Annotated in this window: 22 protein-coding genes; 8 read left to right on the top strand and 14 right to left on the bottom strand. The window is 60.2% G+C overall.

Annotation, left to right across the window (positions count from 1 at the left end):
* Window positions 1–26: 26 nt before the first annotated feature.
* Window positions 27–1349, bottom strand: coding sequence for a putative porin (locus KVQ74_RS12345; protein WP_217831361.1), 1323 nt, complete (start codon window positions 1347–1349; stop codon window positions 27–29).
* 281 nt (window positions 1350–1630) lie between these two features.
* Here KVQ74_RS12345 and KVQ74_RS12340 point away from each other — a divergent pair, with 281 nt between their 5' ends.
* A complete protein-coding gene (locus KVQ74_RS12340) occupies window positions 1631–2755 on the top strand; it encodes a GNAT family N-acetyltransferase (RefSeq protein ID WP_217831360.1) in 1125 nt (374 codons plus the stop codon).
* A gap of 49 nt (window positions 2756–2804) precedes the next feature.
* Here KVQ74_RS12340 and aqpZ read toward each other — a convergent pair whose 3' ends face one another.
* From aqpZ to KVQ74_RS12315, 5 genes are all read right to left on the bottom strand, one after another.
* On the bottom strand, window positions 2805–3500 hold the full coding sequence (gene aqpZ / locus KVQ74_RS12335; RefSeq protein ID WP_217831359.1) for an aquaporin Z: 696 nt from the start codon (window positions 3498–3500) through the stop codon (window positions 2805–2807).
* A 216-nt stretch (window positions 3501–3716) separates the two neighbouring features.
* Window positions 3717–5549: an ABC transporter ATP-binding protein gene (locus KVQ74_RS12330; RefSeq protein WP_217831358.1), complete on the bottom strand. Its 1833-nt coding sequence runs from the start codon at window positions 5547–5549 to the stop codon at window positions 3717–3719.
* Between the two features lie 87 nt (window positions 5550–5636).
* Window positions 5637–6200, bottom strand: a complete 564-nt coding sequence (locus KVQ74_RS12325) for a peptidylprolyl isomerase (protein ID WP_217831357.1) — start codon at window positions 6198–6200, stop codon at window positions 5637–5639.
* Window positions 6201–6203: 3 nt separating this feature from the next.
* Window positions 6204–7007 (bottom strand): alpha/beta fold hydrolase, encoded by an 804-nt coding sequence (locus KVQ74_RS12320; RefSeq protein WP_217831356.1) that lies wholly within the window; start codon window positions 7005–7007, stop codon window positions 6204–6206.
* 14 nt (window positions 7008–7021) lie between these two features.
* Window positions 7022–7945, bottom strand: coding sequence for a LysR family transcriptional regulator (locus KVQ74_RS12315; protein WP_217831355.1), 924 nt, complete (start codon window positions 7943–7945; stop codon window positions 7022–7024).
* Window positions 7946–7994: 49 nt separating this feature from the next.
* Here KVQ74_RS12315 and KVQ74_RS12310 point away from each other — a divergent pair, with 49 nt between their 5' ends.
* The 3 genes from KVQ74_RS12310 (at window position 7995) to KVQ74_RS12300 (ending at window position 10172) form a co-directional block, all read left to right on the top strand.
* Window positions 7995–8309 (top strand): 3-phosphoglycerate kinase, encoded by a 315-nt coding sequence (locus KVQ74_RS12310; RefSeq protein ID WP_217831354.1) that lies wholly within the window; start codon window positions 7995–7997, stop codon window positions 8307–8309.
* Window positions 8310–8469: 160 nt separating this feature from the next.
* Window positions 8470–9069 (top strand): FMN-dependent NADH-azoreductase, encoded by a 600-nt coding sequence (locus KVQ74_RS12305; RefSeq protein ID WP_217831353.1) that lies wholly within the window; start codon window positions 8470–8472, stop codon window positions 9067–9069.
* A 236-nt stretch (window positions 9070–9305) separates the two neighbouring features.
* Window positions 9306–10172: a DMT family transporter gene (locus tag KVQ74_RS12300; protein WP_217831352.1), complete on the top strand. Its 867-nt coding sequence runs from the start codon at window positions 9306–9308 to the stop codon at window positions 10170–10172.
* Between the two features lie 62 nt (window positions 10173–10234).
* Here the strand turns inward: KVQ74_RS12300 and KVQ74_RS12295 are convergent, their stop codons facing one another.
* On the bottom strand, window positions 10235–11530 hold the full coding sequence (locus KVQ74_RS12295) for a mechanosensitive ion channel family protein (protein WP_217831351.1): 1296 nt from the start codon (window positions 11528–11530) through the stop codon (window positions 10235–10237).
* Window positions 11531–11721: 191 nt separating this feature from the next.
* Here KVQ74_RS12295 and KVQ74_RS12290 point away from each other — a divergent pair, with 191 nt between their 5' ends.
* Window positions 11722–13074 (top strand): DEAD/DEAH box helicase, encoded by a 1353-nt coding sequence (locus KVQ74_RS12290; protein ID WP_217831350.1) that lies wholly within the window; start codon window positions 11722–11724, stop codon window positions 13072–13074.
* Window positions 13075–13135: 61 nt separating this feature from the next.
* On the opposite strand, the gene KVQ74_RS12285 is transcribed toward KVQ74_RS12290, so the two are convergent.
* The 4 genes from KVQ74_RS12285 to KVQ74_RS12270 form a co-directional block, all read right to left on the bottom strand.
* A complete protein-coding gene (locus KVQ74_RS12285) occupies window positions 13136–13735 on the bottom strand; it encodes a hypothetical protein (RefSeq protein WP_217831349.1) in 600 nt (199 codons plus the stop codon).
* Window positions 13736–13747: 12 nt separating this feature from the next.
* Entirely contained in the window at window positions 13748–14338 is a 591-nt protein-coding gene (locus tag KVQ74_RS12280) for a papain-like cysteine protease family protein (RefSeq protein ID WP_217831348.1), read from the bottom strand.
* A gap of 215 nt (window positions 14339–14553) precedes the next feature.
* A complete protein-coding gene (locus KVQ74_RS12275) occupies window positions 14554–14829 on the bottom strand; it encodes a hypothetical protein (RefSeq protein ID WP_217831347.1) in 276 nt (91 codons plus the stop codon).
* 112 nt (window positions 14830–14941) lie between these two features.
* Window positions 14942–15676: a DUF899 domain-containing protein gene (locus KVQ74_RS12270; RefSeq protein WP_217831346.1), complete on the bottom strand. Its 735-nt coding sequence runs from the start codon at window positions 15674–15676 to the stop codon at window positions 14942–14944.
* A gap of 174 nt (window positions 15677–15850) precedes the next feature.
* On the opposite strand from KVQ74_RS12270, the gene KVQ74_RS12265 reads away from it, so the two are divergent.
* Window positions 15851–16243 (top strand): transcriptional regulator, encoded by a 393-nt coding sequence (locus tag KVQ74_RS12265; protein WP_217831345.1) that lies wholly within the window; start codon window positions 15851–15853, stop codon window positions 16241–16243.
* A 47-nt stretch (window positions 16244–16290) separates the two neighbouring features.
* On the opposite strand, the gene KVQ74_RS12260 is transcribed toward KVQ74_RS12265, so the two are convergent.
* The 3 genes from KVQ74_RS12260 to KVQ74_RS12250 form a co-directional block, all read right to left on the bottom strand.
* Window positions 16291–17157, bottom strand: coding sequence for a DUF6279 family lipoprotein (locus KVQ74_RS12260; protein WP_217831344.1), 867 nt, complete (start codon window positions 17155–17157; stop codon window positions 16291–16293).
* Between the two features lie 77 nt (window positions 17158–17234).
* On the bottom strand, window positions 17235–17951 hold the full coding sequence (locus tag KVQ74_RS12255) for a TorF family putative porin (protein ID WP_217831343.1): 717 nt from the start codon (window positions 17949–17951) through the stop codon (window positions 17235–17237).
* A 205-nt stretch (window positions 17952–18156) separates the two neighbouring features.
* Window positions 18157–18336 carry a hypothetical protein gene (locus KVQ74_RS12250; RefSeq protein ID WP_217831342.1) on the bottom strand — a complete coding sequence of 60 codons (180 nt, stop codon included), beginning with the start codon at window positions 18334–18336 and terminating at the stop codon, window positions 18157–18159.
* A 358-nt stretch (window positions 18337–18694) separates the two neighbouring features.
* Between KVQ74_RS12250 and KVQ74_RS12245 the strand changes: the two genes are divergently transcribed.
* Together KVQ74_RS12245 and KVQ74_RS12240 are read left to right on the top strand one after the other, a co-directional pair.
* On the top strand, window positions 18695–19531 hold the full coding sequence (locus tag KVQ74_RS12245) for a CvfB family protein (RefSeq protein ID WP_217831341.1): 837 nt from the start codon (window positions 18695–18697) through the stop codon (window positions 19529–19531).
* A gap of 44 nt (window positions 19532–19575) precedes the next feature.
* The gene (locus KVQ74_RS12240; protein ID WP_217831340.1) at window positions 19576–19980 is read left to right on the top strand and encodes a DUF2177 family protein; all 405 of its coding nucleotides are present in this window, start codon (window positions 19576–19578) and stop codon (window positions 19978–19980) included.
* Window positions 19981–20037 lie beyond the last annotated feature (57 nt).

Below are 20037 nucleotides of genomic sequence, written 5' to 3'. Positions count from 1 at the left end.
GCGCCTGAGATCTGTTGCCGTGTTGCTTAGAACTTCGCTTCCGCGTCCAGCTGCAGGGTGTTGGTGTCTGCATCGCGCTGGGTACGGCTGGAGAAGTCAGCCTTGGTCAGGAAGTAAGTGGCACCGATGGCGAAGTTCTTGTCGATGTCATAGCCGACCTTGAACTTGTGACCACGGGAACCGGTGGTGCCGTTGGCGAAGTCGGAGTCGGTGAAGGCGCCGACCACGGCATTGCGCTGCACGTCACGATAGTTGTAGTCCAGGTTCAGGCCGAAGACTTTCGACTTGGCGCCGACCAGCCAGGCAGTGTCCTGATCGGTGACGGCATCGTTGTTCTTCACGTACTGACCGTAGAACGACAGAGGCATTGGCAGGCCGCCGATGTCGACCTGGCTGAAGCCTTCGTACAGACGGAACTCGTTGTTGGCCGAGTTGCCGTTGACTGCCAGAGCGCACGGCGTCGAGGTGCCGGTGCAACGGCTGTCTTCGTCGTTCTGGTAGGCGTAGACGCTGCCGCCCAGGGTCAGTTTCAGGTTGTCGGTGATCGCGAAACGGCTGCCCAACTGGCCAGCGGTCAGACGCAGGTCGTGACGGAACTGCACGCCTTCGCCGTCGACGTTGTCCTTGAGGGTGTAGTTACCCAGGCTGCCGAACAGTTCGGCGCTGCTGCCCAGCGGGTACTTGTAGGTGACGGCCAGACCTTCCGGGTTGATGTCGCTATCCCAGATCACGTCGCCCATGCTCACCCACGGCTGCATCATCTTGCCGCCAATGATGTGCAGGTTCTTGATTGCGTCCGGGTGGTAGTCGATGTAACCCAGGTCCAGCCAGATCTGCTTCTTGTCGAAGTAGTTGTCCATGTCCTGGTTGGTCGAACGGGCATCGTCGCCGCCGCCGGTGGCGATCCGGATACCGGTGTCCACTTGCGGGTTGATTTCGGTGTAGGCGCCGAGGCGGGCGCGGATGCGCTGGCGATCCTTGTCACGACCACCGTTGTTGGCTTCGCCATCGATCTTGACCGTTTCCTGGCGGATGCGCACGTCACCCTTGAATTGGGTCTTGGCGGCCCAGGCCAGTTTCTGGTCGAAAACGCTTTGCTCGTTGGTCTTTTTCGCGACTGCAGCGACCTGTTCGTTGGTCTCTTGCTGAGCCTGCTGGGCAATTTGCTGAGCCTTCTGATCCTTGGCCAGTTCAGCTTGCAGTTCTACATACTGCGCCTGGGAAATCGAACCGTTAGCCTTGAGCATGTCGAGCAGTTTGGCGTCGACTGCGGCACTGGCCGGAACACTCATGGCCAGCAACAGGCCACCGCACAGGGCCGCCGCAGTTTTCGTGGAAGCAAGACGCATAGCAATCTCCGAAGATGAGAGGGATGGCCGAACCACCCCGGGCACAACCGACGGTTGAAGGTCGGAAAACAATGTCCGGGTAGAACCCGGCGCTCTAAAAACAGGCGCCAGTATCGCGATGGTTTATGACAGAGCAGTGGCACGGTGATGGCAGGTTGATGACGTTAGAAGATCGTCCTGAACTATTGAGCTAGAGCGCTGTCGGGCAAATGCTCGTGTGCAAAGGATGGCGATAGGCGATACTCGCGGGGCTTTGAAGCCAAGATGTGGAGAGCTCGTTGATGCCGTTGCAACGCCTGCAAAACCTGTCGGAAATTGCCCCGGCGACATGGGACGCCCTGGTCCCGGAAAACCAGCCGTTCCTGCGCCATGCTTTTCTCGCGTCCCTGGAAGACAGCGGCAGCGTCGGCCCGCATACCGGCTGGCAAGCGGAGCATTTGCTGCATGTCGAAGACGATCGGCTGCTCGCGGCCCTGCCTGCCTATCGCAAATGGCACTCTTACGGCGAATACGTGTTCGATCATGGCTGGGCCGACGCCTGCGCCCGTGCCGGGATCGATTACTACCCCAAACTGTTGGTCGCGGTGCCGTTCAGTCCGGTCAGCGGTCCACGGCTGTTGGCCGCCAATGTCGAGGACGGCTTCGAACTGCTCAAGAGCCTGCCGGGTTACCTGGAAATCGAAGAACTCTCCAGCGCCCACGTCAATTTCACCGACCCCTTCACCGACGCCGCCATGGCTGAACAGCCAGGCTGGCTGCAACGCATTGGCTGTCAGTACCACTGGCACAATCGCGGTTATCGCGACTTTCAGGACTTTCTCGACGTCCTCAGTTCGCGCAAGCGCAAACAGATGCGCAAGGAGCGCGAGCAAGTGGCGGGGCAGGGGTTCGACTTCGAATGGCTGGAGGGCCGGGAGCTGGACGAGGCGCAGTGGGATTTTGTCTACGCCTGCTACGCCAATACCTACGCGGTGCGTCGCCAGGCGCCGTACCTGACGCGGGAGTTTTTCAGTCTGCTGGCCGAGCGCATGCCCGAAGCCATTCGCGTGGTGCTGGCCAGACAGGGTTCACGGCCGGTGGCGATGGCCTTCAGCCTGGTCGGTGGCGACAGTTTCTACGGACGTTACTGGGGTTGCCTGGCCGAGTTTGACCGGCTGCATTTCGAAACCTGTTTCTATCAGGGCATGGACTATGCGATTGCCCAGGGAATTCAGCGTTTCGATGCCGGTGCCCAGGGCGAGCACAAGCTGATTCGCGGCTTTGAGCCGGTGATTACCCACTCGTGGCATTACCTGCGTCATCCGGGCCTGAAGGCTGCCGTCAAGGACTTCCTCCACCAGGAGCGCGCCGGCGTACTGGCCTATGCCGAGGAGGCGCGGACAGCCTTGCCCTATCGCCAAGCCTAGACCCTCTGTGGGAGCAGGCTGGCTCCCACAGAGGGTCTAGGCGTGCGGCTCAAGTGTCTTCGCTGCCCAGCCCGCGATAGATCACTCCACCCACCACCGCGCCCAACAGCGGCGCGACCCAGAACATCCACAACTGCGCAATCGCCCAGCCACCCACCATCAGCGCCGGTCCCGTACTGCGGGCCGGGTTGACCGAGGTGTTGGTGACGGGGATCGAAATCAAGTGGATCAGCGTCAGGGCCAGACCGATGGCGATCGGTGCCAGCCCCGGTGGGGCGCGTTTGTCGGTGGCGCCGAGGATGATCACCACGAACATCGCCGTCATCACCAGTTCAGTGACAAACCCGGCGGCCATCGAGTATTTGCCGGGAGAATGCTCGCCGTAGCCGTTGGAGGCCAGGCCGTTGGCGATGTCGAAGCCTTCCTTGCCGCTGGCGATGTAGTACAGCAGCGCTGCGGCGAGAATCCCGCCCAGCACCTGGGCGATGATGTAGGCGGGCAACTCGTTGGCCGGGAACCGGCCGCCGACGAACAGACCGACCGAGACGGCCGGGTTCAGGTGACATCCGCTGATGTGGCCGATGGCGAACGCCATGGTCAGCACCGTCAGACCAAATGCCAGGGCTACCCCCAGCACGCCGATTCCCAGCGGCGAAGACGCGGCCAGTACTGCGCTGCCGCAACCACCCAACACCAACCAGAATGTACCCAACAACTCAGTGACTGAACGTTTGAACAGAGACATGAGCGTGTCCTTGATAGTCCTGCTATCGAGACTGAATCGCGTTGTGCTTCCTTGCAGTCTTACGACAGGTCCCGTTCCGGAACCTTGGCTGAGTACAGCAGGGTTTGCGCGGATTTCCAGCGCCCGTAAAAAACCGCCAGCGCCCGTGGTTGGCGGGCTCTGGCGGTTTTCGAGGTTGTTTGTGGGAACGGACCTGCTCCCACGGGGTACACAAGATCAATCGATCCCGACGAAGCCCCCGGTCTGGTGCGCCCACAACCGCGCGTACAGGCCGCGATGGGCCAGCAGTTCGGCGTGGGTGCCGCTCTCGGCGATCTTGCCGTTTTCCAGCACCACCAGCCGATCCATGCGGGCGATGGTCGAGAGACGGTGGGCGATGGCGATCACGGTCTTGCCCTGCATCAGGGTTTCGAGGCTTTCCTGGATTGCCGCTTCGACTTCCGAGTCCAGCGCCGATGTCGCCTCGTCCATGATCAGGATCGGCGCGTCCTTGAGCAACACCCGGGCAATCGCAATGCGCTGGCGTTGACCACCGGACAGCTTCACCCCGCGCTCGCCGACATGGGCGTCGAACCCGGTGCGGCCCTCGGCGTCCGACAACAGCGGAATGAACTCGTCGGCACGGGCCTTGTGTACCGCGTCCCAGAGTTCGGCGTCGGTGGCGTCAGGTTTGCCGTAGAGCAGGTTGTCGCGGATCGAACGGTGCAGCAGCGAGGTGTCCTGGGTAATCATGCCGATCCGCGCGCGCAGGCTTTCCTGGCCGACTTCGGCGATGTTCTGCCCGTCGATCAGAATCCGCCCGCCCTCGACGTCGTACAGACGCAACAGCAGATTGACCAAGGTCGATTTGCCGGCGCCGGACGGGCCGATCAGGCCGATTTTTTCTCCCGGCCTGATGTTCAGGTTGAGGTCGCCGATGATGCCTTTCTTCTTGCCGTAGTGAAAATCCACGTGTTCGAAACGCACTTCGCCACGGGCCACCGCCAGCGGTTGGGCCTGTTCCCGGTCGGTGACGCTGACCGGTTGCGAGATGGTCTGCAGGCCGTCCTGCACCATGCCGATGTTTTCGAAGATGCCGGTGACCACCCACATGATCCAGCCGGACATGTTGACGATGCGGATCACCAGGCCGGTCGCCAGGGCAATCGCGCCGACGCTGATCAGCGATTGCGTCCACAGCCACAGGGCCAGCCCGGTGGTGCCGACGATCAACAGGCCGTTCATGGTGGTGATCACCACGTCCATGCTGGTGACCACGCGGCCGGCCAGTTGGGCTTTTTCGGTCTGTTCCTGGATCGCCTCGCGGGCGTAGTGCTGCTCGAAGTTGGTGTGGGCGAACAGCTTCAGCGTGGCAATGTTGGTGTAGCCGTCGACGATCCGTCCCATCAGTTTCGAGCGCGCGTCGGAGGCTTCCACCGAACGACTCTTGACCCGTGGCACGAAGTAGTAGAGCGCGCCGATGTAGGCGGCGATCCACGTCAGCAGCGGGATCATCAGGCGCCAGTCGGCCTCGGCGAACAGCACCAGCGAACTGATCGCATAGATCAGCACATGCCACAACGCATCCACGGCCTGCACGGCGGAATCGCGCAGCGAGTTGCCAGTCTGCATGATGCGCTGGGCGATGCGTCCGGCGAAGTCGTTCTGGAAGAAGTTCAGGCTCTGCTTGAGCACGTAGCTGTGGTTCTGCCAGCGAATCAGGCTGGTCATGCTCGGGCTCAGGGTCTGGTGGACGAGCATGTCGTGCAGCGCCAGGAACAACGGCCGCAGCAACAGCGCAACCACCGCCATCCAGGCCAGCTCGACGCCGTGCTCCTTGAAGAAATCAACGTTCGGCGTGCCCTGGGCCAGGTCGATGATGCGGCTCAGGTAACTGAACAGCGCGACTTCGATCAGCGCCCCGAACAGGCCGACGATCAGCAGGGCGAGAAAGCTCGGCCAGACCTGCTTCAGGTAATAGGTATAGAAGGGCAGGACGCGATCGGGCGGGGCTGCCGTCGGCGCGTCGCGGAATATGTCGATCAGTTGTTCAAAACGACGATAGAGCATCAGATAACCGCCCGGTCAGGGGCTCTCCCTTTATCAGTGTGAGCGGCGTGGCGTCAGGCCAACGCCGCTCGATACGCCCTGTACAGCTTAGTCGATGCGCTTGGCCGACTTGATGATCACAGGGTCGACGGGCACGTTTTGCATGCCTTGTTTGGTGGTGGTCTGCGAGTTGACGATGATGTCGACCACGTCCATGCCCTTGGTCACCTTGGCGAACACCGCGTAACCGGCGTCACGGCCCGGATCGAGGAAGGCGTTGTCGGCCACGTTGATGAAGAACTGGCTGGTGGCCGAGTTCGGGTCGGAAGTGCGCGCCATCGACAGGGTGCCACGAACGTTATGCAGGCCGTTGCTGGCTTCGTTCTTGATCGGTGCCTTGGTGTCTTTCTGCTGCATCTGCTGGGTGAAACCGCCGCCCTGGGCCATGAAGCCCGGAATCACGCGGTGGAAAATCGTGTTGTTGTAGAAGCCGCTGTCGACGTACTCAAGGAAGTTCTTGGTACTGATCGGTGCCTTGACCGGGTCCAGTTCGATCTCGATGGTGCCGTTAGTGGTCACCAGCTCTACGTGTGGCGCCTTTTCCGGGGTCGCAGCCATCAGGTTGGCGGCGAACAGCACGGAGCCGGCGGCGAGGGCGATTTTTTTCAGCATGGGTCAGTGATCCTGAGGATGAATATCGGCTGCGGCGAGAAACTCCAGCAGCGTTTGATTGAAGCGTTCGGGTTGATCGAGCGGGGTGGCGTGGCGCGAATCGGCGATCACCACCAGCCGCGCATTCGACATCAGTCTTACATAGGTTTCTTTCAGCGCAACCGGCGTGTAGTCACGGTCGGCGCTGATGACGAGCGTTGGACAGGTGACCCTGGAAAGTCGTTCCTGAACTCCCCAGCCAACGATGGCATCGAAGCTGGCGAGATAAGCACGTTTGTCGTTTTTTGCCCAGCGTTCAGCCATCTTCCTGCGCAGATCGGCCTGTTCCGGTTTAGGGAACAATTTACTGCCCAGCGCCTTGCCGATGGTTTCGAGGCTGAGCAGACGCATCAGGCTCCAGCGTTTGAACCATTGCCAGTAATCGTCGCGGCTGCGCACTTTGACTTCTGGCGCGCTGTTGACGATGGTCAGCGTCCTGAGCAGATTCGGCTGATCGACGGCGAGCTGAAAGCCGATCATGCCGCCCATGGACAAACCCACGTAATGCACCGGCCCGAGGTTCAGGTGATCGAGCAGGGCCTGCAGGTCGGCGCTGAATCCGGCGATGCTGTAGCGCTCGCGGGGCTTGTCCGAGCGCCCGTGACCGCGAATGTCCGGGACAATCACCCGGTACTGCGCGGCCAGCGCCGGGATCTGCATTTCCCAGTCCAGGGTGCTCGAGCCGAGCCCGTGAACCAGCAGCAACGGCGTGCCGTGGCCATATTCCTCGTAGTGCAGGTTGCAACCTTCATGCTCGAAATACGCCATCGGTGAACTCCGTGTCAGGCTTGCTCGGGGGCGGCGAATGGCGCGTCCAGCGGCAGGGTGTCGAAGGTACGCAACAGTTCGATCAGGATCTGGGTCGCCGGGCCCAAAGGTTTGTCCTTGTTCGAATACAGATAGAAACTCGGGTTGCGGCTGCCGCCCTGATCCAACGGTAGCAGCTTGAGCGTGCCTTCCTTCAGTTCCCGCTCGATCAAGTGCCGTGGCAGCCAGGCGAAGCCCAGGCCGTTGCTGACGAACGTCGCGGCAGTGGCGAGGCTGCCGACGGTCCAGCGCTGTTCGGCGCCGAGCCAGCCGACATCCCGTGGCTGCTGGCGGCCGGAGTCGCGGATCACCACCTGCATCTGGGATTCCAGGTCCTGGAAACTCAGTTCGCGATTCAAGCGATGCAGCGAATGTTCAGGGTGAGCGACCGCGACGAACTCGACTTCACTCATTTCCGTGCCGAGATAGCCGGGAATGCTGAAGCCGGTGATCGCCAGATCGGCCACGCCTTCGAGCAGCACTTCTTCGACCCCTGACAGCACTTCCTCGCGCAGACGCACGCGGCAGCCGCGGCTTTGCGGCATGAACGCGGTCAGCGCGCGGACGAGGCGGGCGCTCGGGTAGGCCGCATCCACCACCAGGCGTACTTCGGCTTCCCAGCCCTGCTCCATGTGGTGGGCGAGGTCTTCCAGTTGGCTGGCCTGTTTCACCAGCTGCCGGGAGCGGCGCAGCAGCACACCACCGGCTTCGGTCAGCACCGCTTTGCGGCCGTCGATACGCAGCAACGGCACGCCGAGCTGGTCCTGCATGCGGGCGACGGTGTAGCTCACCGACGATTGCGAACGGTGCAGGGCCTCGGCGGCCTGGGCGAATCCGCCGTGGTCGACCACGGCCTGCAACGTTCGCCATTGATCCAGGGTCACGCGGGGCGCTTTCATCAATAGCTCCTCTTGTCCTAAGCTGGCTGTCCCCCATGGAGACTGCCGAATGAAAAAATTCTGTTGTGTGTTGCTGGCGCTGCTTCCGCTGACGGCGTTCGCCTACCCGATCGATGTGGAAAAAGACCTCAATGGCTTGAAGATCGACTACAACGCCTTCGACACCGATAACGACATCGGCTCCATTCAGGTCAACAACTACGGCGATGTCGATGCGACCTGCAAGGTGGTGTTCACCAACGGGCCGGAAGCACCGCGTACCCGCAACATCGACGTCGCGGCAGGCAAGCACAAGAACGCCACCGCCAAGTTCACCCGCACCATCATCAAGCTGCGTATCAAGCTCAGTTGCACCCCAAAATAGACTGATGCGCCCCGTGGGAGCCTGCTCTCACGGGGTATGGGTTGCATCTAAACGAATTATTCGATGTTTTGCAGCAATTATTTGCGCTTTTTCATCGATATGACTCTGTTTAACCTTCACTCCATCGACTTACAACACTCTCGGATGGAGGCTACACACCATGTCCCGCGTTCTGATCATCGAAAGCAGCGCTCGCCAGCAAGACTCGGTTTCCCGTCAACTGACCCAGACTTTCATCAGCCAGTGGAAAGCTGCACACCCGGCCGATCAGATCACCGTGCGTGACGTCGCCGTGAACCCGGTGCCGCATCTGGACATCAACCTGCTGGGTGGCTGGATGAAGCCCGCCGAACAGCGCAGCGCCAGCGAACAGGCGTCGCTGGATCGCTCCAACGAATTGACTGAAGAATTGCTGGCCGCCGACGTACTGGTGATGGCGGCGCCGATGTACAACTTCGCGATCCCCAGCACCCTCAAGGCCTGGCTCGACCATGTGCTGCGTGCCGGCGTGACCTTCAAGTACACCGAAACCGGCCCGCAAGGCCTGCTCAGCGGCAAGCGCGCTTTCGTCCTGACCGCTCGCGGTGGCGTCTATGCCGGCGGCCCGGCTGACCATCAGGAACCGTACCTGCGTCAGGTGATGGGTTTCATCGGCATCCACGACGTGACCTTCATCCATGCCGAAGGCATGAACCTGGGCGGCGACTTCCAGGAGAAGGGTCTGAACCTGGCCAACGCCCGACTGGCCCAGGTCGCCTGATCCGTTAATCGCCAGATAATCGCTGGATGGTCTAGTGACCTGGCGCAACCCCTTCAAGGCTCTACGCGCATCGAACCTCCCTTTGCACTTGTGCTCCTGAGTGCTGTAGCCCGATTGAACGCTTTAGCGAGATCGGGCTTTTTTTTGCCTGCGATTTATCTGTATCACGCGGACTCGCGCTCCCACAAAGCAGGCAAAACCCGTTATCGTCGCCGCCATTCGAATTCGAGGCGACCATGGGCTATCTACTGTTTGTCACGCTGATCCAGGCGTTTTCCTTCAACCTGATCGGCGAATACCTGGCCGGGCATGTCGACAGCTACTTCGCGGTGCTGGTGCGGGTGGTGCTGGCCGGGCTGGTGTTCATTCCGCTGACCCGCTGGCGCTCGGTGGAACCGGCGTTCATGCGTGGCATGTTGCTGATCGGCGCGTTGCAGTTCGGCGTGACCTACGTCTGCCTGTACCTGAGCTTCCGCGTGCTGACGGTGCCGGAAGTGCTGCTGTTCACCATCCTTACGCCGCTGCACGTGACCCTGATCGAAGACGCGCTGAATCGGCGTTTCAACCCCTGGGCACTGGTGGCTGCGCTGGTGGCCGTGACCGGGGCGGCAATCATCCGCTTCGACCGCATCGCCCCGGATTTCTTCATGGGCTTCCTGCTGCTGCAACTGGCCAACTTCACCTATGCCGCCGGCCAGGTGATGTACAAGCATCTGGTGGCCAGACACCCGAGCGACTTGCCGCATTACCGGCGTTTCGGTTTCTTCTTCCTCGGTGCGCTGGCGGTGGTATTGCCGGCATTCCTGCTGTTCGGCAAAGCCAACTTCATGCCTGAAGCCCCGCTGCAATGGGCCGTGCTGTTGTTCCTCGGGCTGGTTTCGACCGCGCTCGGCATGTACTGGTGGAACAAGGGCGCGTGCCTGGTCAACGGTGGCACCCTGGCGGTGATGAACAACCTGCATGTGCCGGTGGGGCTGCTGATGAACCTGTTGATCTGGAACCTGAATGAGGATCTGGGGCGGTTGGCGCTGGGCGGGAGTGTGATTCTGGCGGCGGTGTGGATCAGCCGTTTAGGGATTCGCCAGCCGCTGGCGGTTCGCTGATCCATGGGCTGCCAGAGTCCCTTGTGGGAGCGAGCAAACCCGCTCCCACAGGTTTTCTGCTGTTACATCAGGTGTTTCTCGGGTTCAGGAATATGCGCCGAACCCAACACCGCCGGCAGCAACCCGGAACGCAAATCCCCGCCACTCGGCTGCTGGTACAGGCTCAACCCAAACTCCGGCAGCACCGCCAGCAGGTAATCGAAGATATCCCCCTGGATCCGCTCGTAGTCGGCCCACACCGTGGTGCGGGTGAAGCAGTAGATTTCCAGCGGGATGCCCTGGGCGGTGGTTTGCATCTGGCGCACCATGCAGGTCATGTTCGGCTGCACCTCGGCGTGGCTCTTCAGATACGCCAGCGCATAGGCGCGGAAGGTGCCGATGTTGGTCATGCGCCGGCGGTTGGCCGACATCGCGACATTGCCCTGGGCTTCGTTCCACGCCTTGAGTTCGGCTTTCTTGCGGGTCATGTAGTCGGTCAGCAGATGGACCTGGGACAGCTTCGCTTCTTCATCGTCGCGAATGAAGCGCACGCCGCTGGCGTCGATGAACAGGCTGCGCTTGATCCGCCGCCCGCCGGATTGCTGCATGCCGCGCCAGTTTCTGAACGACTCGGACATCAGACGCCAGGTCGGGATCGAGACGATGGTCTTGTCGAAGTTCTGCACCTTGACCGTGTGCAGGGTGATGTCCACCACGTCGCCGTCGGCACCGACCTGGGGCATTTCGATCCAGTCGCCGACCCGCAGCATGTCGTTGCTGGTCAACTGCACGCTGGCGACGAACGACAGCAGGGTGTCCTTGTAGACCAACAGGATCACCGCCGACATCGCACCCAGACCCGACAGCAGCAACAGCGGCGAGCGGTCGATCAACGTGGCGACGATGATGATCGCGCCGAACACATACAGCACCATTTTCGCCAGTTGCACGTAGCCCTTGATCGAGCGGGTGCGCGCGTGTTCGGTGCGCGCGTAGATGTCGAGCATGGCGTTGAGCAGGGCGCTGACCGAGAGCATCAGGAACAGAATGGTGAATGCCAGCGCGACGTTGCCGAGAAACACCGTCGCGGTCTTGCTCAGCTCCGGCACCAGATGCAGGCCGAACTGGATCACCAGCGACGGGGTGATCTGCGCCAGGCGCTGAAACACTTTGTTATGGCGAAAGTCGTTGATCCAGTGCAGCGCCGGCTGGCGGCCGAGGATGCGGCTGACGTGAAGGATCAGGTAGCGCGCCACTCGTCCGAGTACCAGCGCGATCACCAGAAGCAGGATCAGCGCCAGGCCGGCTTGCAGTAACGGGTGCTGTTCGAGGGCACCCCAGAGGTCTTGGGCGTTGAGCCAGAGCTGTTTGATATCCATGGGAGAAACGATTCTTCTGTAAGGCGCGATGGGCGATTAGAGCATTTAAGACGCTGCGTATTACCGTTGAAGACAAATCGGGCAACAAAAAAGCCACGGATTGCCACCGTTTGAATAAAGAAACTCGGCCTGAGCGCTCGAAACCGGTAACCTATGCAGCTGATTTTTTGCATATCTTCGAGGTAGCACCCGTGTTTTCCCAATTCGCCCTGCACGAACGCCTGCTCAAAGCCGTGGCCGAGCTGAAATTTGTCGAGCCAACGCCTGTGCAAGCAGCGGCCATTCCGCTGGCGCTCCAGGGGCGTGACCTGCGGGTGACGGCGCAAACCGGTAGCGGCAAGACCGCCGCGTTTGTTCTGCCGATCCTCAACCGGCTGATCGGCCCGGCCAAGATCCGCGTCAGCATCAAGACCCTGATCCTGCTGCCGACTCGCGAGCTGGCTCAGCAGACCCTGAAGGAAGTCGAGCGCTTTTCGCAGTTCACCTTCATCAAGTCCGGCCTGATCACCGGCGGTGAAGACTTCAAGGTCCAGGCCGCGATGCTGCGCAAGGTGCCGGACATCCTGATCGGCACCCCCGGGCGGATGATCGAGCAACTCAACGCCGGCAACCTCGACCTCAAGGAAGTCGAAGTGCTGGTGCTCGACGAAGCCGACCGCATGCTCGACATGGGTTTTGCCGAAGACGTGCAACGTCTGGTCGATGAGTGCCCGAACCGTCAGCAGACCATGCTGTTCTCCGCCACCACCGGCGGTGCCGGCCTGCGCGAGATGGTCGCCAAAGTGCTGAACAACCCTGAGCACTTGCAGCTCAACGCGGTCAGCCAACTGAACGAAACCACCCGTCAGCAGATCATCACCGCCGACCACAACCAGCACAAAGAACAGATTGTGAACTGGCTGCTGGCCAACGAGACCTACCAGAAGGCCATCATCTTCACCAATACCCGGGTCATGGCCGACCGCATTTACGGTCGCCTGGTGGCTCAGGAATACAAGGCGTTCGTGCTGCACGGCGAGAAAGACCAGAAGGATCGTAAACTGGCGATCGACCGTCTGAAGCAGGGCGGGGTGAAGATCCTCGTGGCGACCGATGTCGCGGCCCGTGGCCTGGACGTCGACGGTCTGGATCTGGTGATCAACTTCGACATGCCACGCAGCGGCGACGAATACGTTCACCGCATCGGCCGTACCGGTCGTGCCGGCGCCGAAGGCCTGGCGATCTCGTTGATCTGCCACGGCGACTGGAACCTGATGTCGAGCATCGAGCGCTACCTCAAGCAGAGCTTCGAGCGCCGCACAATCAAGGAAGTCAAAGGCACCTACGGTGGACCGAAAAAGGTCAAGGCTTCGGGTAAAGCCGTTGGCGTGAAGAAGAAAAAGACCGACGGCAAGGGCGACAAGAAAGGCGACAAGAAAAAAGTCGCCGCCAAGACGCCGAACAAGCGCAAGAGCACCAACCGCCCGAAGGCTGACTCCCTGGTGAGCAGTGACGGCATGGCGCCGCTCAAGCGCCGCAAGCCGGCAGAGCCTGCGGCTGAATAAGCTGTTTCAGGCGCCCATGAAAAACCCGGACAGTGTCCGGGTTTTTTTATCGCCGGGATTTTCAGCTCCCCAACAGCCCGGTGGTGTCCGCCGCGAAGCGTTGCCGGGTCTGATCCGCCGCTGGTTTTAGCTGCGCGAGCAGGGCGGCCTCACTGTACAGCTGGGTGGTCGCCAGCTCGTTGGGTGTCGGCTCGATCGGGATCAGCACATCTTCACTGTCGGCGTGGAGCCAGATCGCGACGACGTGCAGCGCCGGCACAAACAGCACCCGCAACTCGACGGTTTTGCCTTGCAGTTGTGGCGACTGCTCCGCCAGTTTCAGCGCATCCACTGTCGCGGCGGCCATGTTGCCGTGGTTCAGCGACGAGAACTCGACCTGGCCATGCACATCGGCCAGTTGCGCATCGGCGATAGTCACCCCATCGGCAAACACCAGATAGTGCCAGTCGCCGACCTTGGCGGCCTGCAGCCCCTTGCCCTGGCTCACGTCTTCCAGGCTGAGCGAGTAACCGCGATAGGCCTCGCTGAGGCTGATCTTGCCGGGTGCGGCGCTGGCGAACTGGCGGTTGATGCCAAAACCCCGGGTTTGCAGCGCGGCTTGCAGGGCCGGACGCAAGGTCTGTACGCCGTTGGAAGGCGCCTTTGGATAAGTCAGTTGCATGATGTCGCCCTCCTAGTTTTTCTGGGTGAAGTAAGTGGTAGTCCAGGTGCCGCCGCCGTTGTAGGAACCGGGGAACGAGTTCAGCGCGCGGGTCGAGTAGCCGTAAATCGAATCCGCGACCAGCACGTAATTGCCGTTGGTGCCGTAGATCGCCAGGAAATGCGCACCGCCACCGTACCAGGCACAACGCAGACAGACCGGACGGCCCATGTTGATCTGGTTCTGGATGGCCGACATCGACAGCGAACCCTGACCCATGCCGTTGTAGCTGCGGGTGATTCGCAACGCCTGATCCAGATAACCGTAGACGTTGCACGGCCCCGGCTGGTTGCAGCAGTTGCGATCCAGCGCCGAACTGGCGACACCGCACTGGGTCCAGGACCCGGTGCCGAAATAATTGCCGACCGAAGCGGAAACCGCCGCCCAGCACCAGTTGCTCTGGGTTTGTCGCTGCATGCTGAAGTTGAGGCTTGCTGTGGCCTGGACGGGGGCCGCCGCCACGGCGTGGTTTTCGACTTCAACCAGTTGCGGGTCGAGCAGATGACCGGTCAGGCACCTTGGCAGGGTATTGCCGGTGAACGGGGTTGTATCAGTGGTTAACATTTTCAATCCTCCATGAGTGAAACAAGCGTCCAGCTTGTGGGTTACTTCCTATTGCAGAGCCGTCGATCTGTAGGATGTTTCCGTTATCGGGCTCAATCTAACCCTAGTCATGGATATGCGTTTGTGCAAATAAATAAATGCATTTATGCATTTTCAAAGGCAAAAAAACGCGACCTTCGAGAGCGCACGAGGGTCGCGATTTCCTGATTCCGGTGTTAACCCTCGGCTTTCTTTTCGGCCGTGCCCAACTCTTTCAGCCGTTGGTCAATCAACTGGCATTTGTCCGGCAGATCGGCGCTCGCGGTGCCCAGGTCCATCTTCTGCAACTCATCGTTGATTTCCTTGGCCTTGGCCGGATTCTGTTCCGTGAGTTTCGCGACTTCCTTGGCCAGTTGCTCACGTTTGGCGGTGGCTTCTTCCGGCGTGCAGGCCCATACGGGCAGGGCGCAGGCGAGGGTGGCGGCGAGGGTCAGCTTGAGCAAGGTTTTCATGGGATGGGCCTCAGTTCCGGTTAAGGCGGGTTAACCGGTTGAGGGTTCGAGCAGGTGAAAAGTTCAGCGCGTCATTGTGAGGGCGGGCGAGCCTGCCCCCACGGACGCTCGATCACTCGCCATGGCAGCAACTGGATTTCGTCTGCCCCTCATACCGATCATGATGCCGCACCCACTCCATGATCTCGTCCTCATTACGACCCTTGGGCGTGAGGTCGAGGTAGTTGTAGGCGCCGACCAGCATGTCCAATCCACGGGCATAGGTTGAATAGGTATGGAAAATTTCGCCCGCCTCATTGCGATAAAACACGCTCAGCCCCGGCATTTCTTCCTCGGCGCTGTCGGTCTTTTCATAGTTGTAGGTAGCCTTGCCGGCCTCGGCGTCTTCAGCCCGGGCGCAGACGCCAAAGTCGTAGTTGAAATCGGAACCGTCTGACGACACCCAGTCGAATTTCCAGCCCATCCGCCGTTTGAACGCCTGGAATTCGGTGAATGGTGCGTGGGAAACCGCCACTACCGCGATGTCGTGATGAGCCAGGTGCAGGTTGGCGCCGTCGATGTGGTCGGCGAGAAAGGAGCAGCCCTGGCAGCCTTCCTCCCAGTCCTTGGCGAACATGAAGTGGTAAACGACCAGTTGGCTGTGTTGGCCGAACAGGTCGGCCAGTTTCAGTTCGCCGTGCGGCCCGTGGAAGCGATAGTCCTTGTCGACTTTCACCCACGGCAGGGCGCGACGTTTGGCGCTGAGGCGATCACGTTCGCGGGTGAAGGCTTTTTCGTCGGCCAGGTGTTGTTGGCGGGCGGCGAGCCATTCTTCGCGCGATACCACCGGATGATTCTGAATCTTCATGATGATTTCTCCTGCGGGGTTGAAACCGTCTTCCCAGACTAGTCGTTCAACCGCCGGGGAAATCGACAGACCGCCGGTCGGTTGCAGCGCGCAATGCGGCTGAACGGCTGGGAACCGGCCGGGTCACAACCTATGAACGCGCCATTAACCCTGCGCACCGGAGGTTGAATCAGGATGACGACTTACAACTGGGATTTGATTGAACGCCTGCTGCACGAAGCGCAGAACAGCGCCGGCCACAGCTTCACGCCCCGGCCCTACGCCGAACAGCACGCCGCGGAAAAAGCGGCGGCGGGCGAGTCCGTTGGCAATCTGGATCATCTGAAAACGCTGGCTTGCGAGTACGAAAAATTACTGCTGCTGCGCGGCTACATCGAGCCAAGGCCGGAAGATGAAGGCGGCACCGGCGAGAACTTCATTCTGACCCCGCGTGGTGCGAGCCTGCTGAGCCTGATCGACAGCAGCATTCCCGGCAATGACCATCCCCGGCAGGTGCTGGACGAGCAGGAAGACGCGCTGGATGAATTGACTTTCGATGAGGTGGCATCCAAGGCGCAGATTGCCTGATGCCCGGATTAACGCTTGTGGGAGCGGGCTCGCTCCCACAATGAAGATCACTTCTGCGCAGCCTTCAGACACTTCAAATCATTGAAGTCCTTGCGCACCCCGTCGATCTTCTTCAATAACCGTTGGCGCTGTTCCGGTGTGCTTTGTGCGACCAGATCAACGAACAGCGAACGCGCCTGGGCTTCGGTGTTGGCGTAGGCCTTGCGGTAATCCGCTGTCCATAAACTCTCGCGATCAACCAGAAGCGTCTCGATCCGTTGTGGGAATTCGGCACTTTTGCGTTGCGCCACTGCTGCGCTGAACTGCTTCTGCCAATGCGCGCGGTTGGCGATCCATTGGGTGTTCTGATCTCCCAGGGCTGTCGACCAGGCCATCACCCGTTGCTCTTGCGAAACGCTCAACGGCCCCAGCCAGTCGTTCAGGCGTTTATCCATGCGTGCGCCACGCTCGGCCACTTGTTCGGACAACGGCGGTTTCAGGTATTCCTGCTGGCGTTTGCGCAGATCCTTGGCAAAGGCGTCGTTCATTTCTGCGACTTGCTTGTCATCCAGCCCTTGCAGTAACTCGATGGCCGACGGGGTGATTTCCCGGGCGGTTTCGGCAATGGCCTGTTTGGCTTCGACGGTGCGCGCCTGAAGGGCTGCGTCAGTCACCTGATTGTTCTGGACCATGGTTTGCAGGCGATCCAGCCAGTCGAGATAGCCCGGCAACTGCGTGGTGCAGTGCCAGCTCAGGTGTTCCTTGAGACGTTCGTTGAACCAGCCTTTCTGCTCGCCGTTCATGTCCAGGTAGTCGCTGAGCGTCCAGGGAATGATCACGTCGAGGTTGCGATAGGCCAGGCCGACGCGACTGCAGGCGCCGAGGGCGAGGGTGAACATCAGCAGGGTGGCAATCTGTTTGAACCAGCGAGACATGGGCGAATCCTTGCGAAAGCCTGGCTTCGGGATCTGATTCTCATGTGAACGCAGGATGAACCCGGCAGTTCAGCCAATCAATAGAACGCGCGTTCGGCCTTGAGGGTGACGAGGCCGTCGCACTGGCTGTTGTGCCCGGAATAGGCCGAGCAGTCGCTGCCGCTCAGGTTCGAGTTGCTGTAGATCAGATCGAGGTCGATGCCCATGAACGGCCGGGACAATTTCACTGACCAATCGTTGAAGCTGCTGACGTAACCGCCGTCCACCGCAGCCGGCGTATTCAACTGGTGGGTGGTGTATTTCATGCTGATCCCGATGCCGAACGGCTGGTTGCCGCCGAGGTCGGCGAACAGCGTGCTGTTCTGTTTGTCCGGGTCATTGCTCAGGGCGATACCGAAACGGCTGCCGAGCAGGGTCAGGCCACCGAACAGTTCCTGGCTGTCGGGGGTGTCCACGCGGGGATAGCTGTACTGGATCATCCCGACTTCGTAGCCGAGGGTTTGGTCGAAAGGCTGTTTAAAGCCGACGTAGGAATCGATTTCGAGGTTCTTGCCTGGGGTGATGCCCATGCTTGGCGCCCATTGGCCGACATACAGTCCGCTGTCGTGACTCAGGTCGAGGCCGCCATGAAACGAGCCGACCGCCGAAGGTTTGACTAACCCCTGGGCCATGCTGCGGCTGGGTGTGGTGCCGAGCTTGAGGTCGAAGTCGCCGAGTTCGCGCTGGAAAATCTGCGCGTGTGCCGTCGGGTAGACCAGCAGGCCAACGAGCAATAAACGGGAGGGTTTGAACATGCGTCACTCCATGAGCAGCGAGGGCTGGCGGGCGGGCCGGCTGAAACGCTTGATCCAGACGCGTGCAAGGATACCGGCGAATGATCGGCATCGGAGGCCGTTCGTCGATTTTCAACGGATTGATTAAACACGGATGGGACGGGGAGGGTGCCGATCCAGACGCTTCGAAGCTCAAAGCGTCTTTGGACGGGAGTGTTGCGAGGTGTTACTTCTTGCCCAGGCTGATCTGCCGGGATGGCGCGAAAGTCTGGCCACTGACGCCCTTGGCAATCTGCTGGATCTCGCCGCCGGACTTGAGGAACGCGGCGATCTGATCGTTGATCGATTCGCTGGTTTCAACGGCTGGAGCTGGCTTTGCTTTCTGGGTGGATGCTTTTACACGCATGGCGGCCAATAACCTTTGGAAAAGTAATTCGGCCAGGCATTGTACAGGAATGACTCGGTAATTGCTTGGCGGATGTCCGCCGCAATAACCCGGTGCTTTGCTGGATGATGTTCGATCAATTATTCGAAATGTCCCGCTAAGCTGCTGTTTTAAATAAGAACATCGGCCTGATTTGCGCTTGATTGCGCTGCGTGCAAAGCGGCGGCGGGCGCGGTGATGGTCTGACGAATGGTGAGCGCGCTGCGCCGGGCCAGGAAAAATCAGGGCGTTGCGCCGATTTTCCCGAACGGGGCTTCGGCCGGCGAACCTCGTGGGCAAAAACGGGTAGAATGCCGCCCACGCAATGAGGGTATTGGAAATGGCTTTAGTCGGGCGTTACAACAGTTTGCAAGTGGTTAAACACACTAACTTCGGTTTATATCTGGATGGCGGTGCCGACGGCGAAATTCTTTTGCCCAACCGTTATATCCCTAAAGATATTCCCAGCGAAGATGAAGACTGGCTCAACGTTTTTGTTTATCTGGACAGCGATGACAAACTTATCGCGACGACCGAAAAGCCGAAAGTTCAGGTCGGTGAGTTTGCCAGTCTGAAAGTTGTTGAAGTCAACAGCATCGGTATCTTCCTCGACTGGGGGCTGCCGAAAGACCTGTTACTGCCGTTTTCCGAAGAAAAACGCCAGTTGAAGGCCGGCGATTATTGCGTGGTGCATGTTTACCTCGACAAACACACCCGCCGCATCACCGCCACTTCGCGCCTGGATCGCTACCTCGACAAGACCCCGGCCAGCTACAGCCAGGGGCAGGAAGTCGATCTGTTGGTGGCCGAAGCCACCGACATGGGTTTCAAGGCGATCATCAACAACAAGCACTGGGGTTTGATCCACAAGAACGAGATCTTCAAGTTCATGCGTTCGGGCATGCGCGAGAAAGGTTTCATCAAGGAAGTTCGCGGCGACGGCAAGATCAGCCTGAGCCTGCAACCGGTCGGCCAGGAAGCGGCGAGCAGTCTGAACTCGAAGATTCTCGCCAAGTTGCGCGAAAGCAACGGCACGCTGGCCGTCAGCGACAAGAGCGATCCTGCGTTGATCAGCAGCCTGTTCGGTGTCAGCAAGGGCAACTTCAAGAAGGCCATCGGCGCGCTGTACAAGAACGGCCAGATTGTCATTCACGCTGATCGCATTGAACTGACCTGAGTCCGCCGTTGCCCATCGTGCATGGGCACACTGAGGTCGGGCCAATGAAAAAAGCGTTGATTGCCTATGTCGCCACGCTGGTGACATTTTTGATCCTCGATGGTCTCTGGCTCGGCGTATTGATGGCGCCTACCTATCGCGAGCTGCTCGGTTCGCTGATGCTCGAAAAACCGCTGCTGGTTCCGGCAGCGGTTTTTTATTGCCTGTACGTCTTCGGTTGCGCGGTGTTTGTGGTGATGCCGGCACCGACCTGGCAGCACGCTGCGCGGATGGGGGCGCTTTTGGGGTTGGTGGCGTACGGCACCTATGACCTGACCAATTGGGCGACATTGCACGGCTGGTCATTTCAGGTGTCGCTGATGGATTGGGCGTGGGGAACCCTGGCCACGGTGGTGGCGTGTACGGTGGGTTTTCTTGCGGCCAGTCGGGTTGCCAAGGGTGATCGGTAGTTCGGGCGCCCTGTGCTCATGATGGATGGCGTAACCGTCCATCATTCCTCCTTGGCG

The sequence above is a fragment of the Pseudomonas botevensis genome, from assembly GCF_019145475.1.
GTDB classification, from domain to species: Bacteria; Pseudomonadota; Gammaproteobacteria; order Pseudomonadales; family Pseudomonadaceae; genus Aquipseudomonas; species Aquipseudomonas botevensis.
The sequence above is the reverse complement of the archived record's forward strand: the minus strand, read 5'-3'. Positions and strand labels throughout refer to the sequence as shown.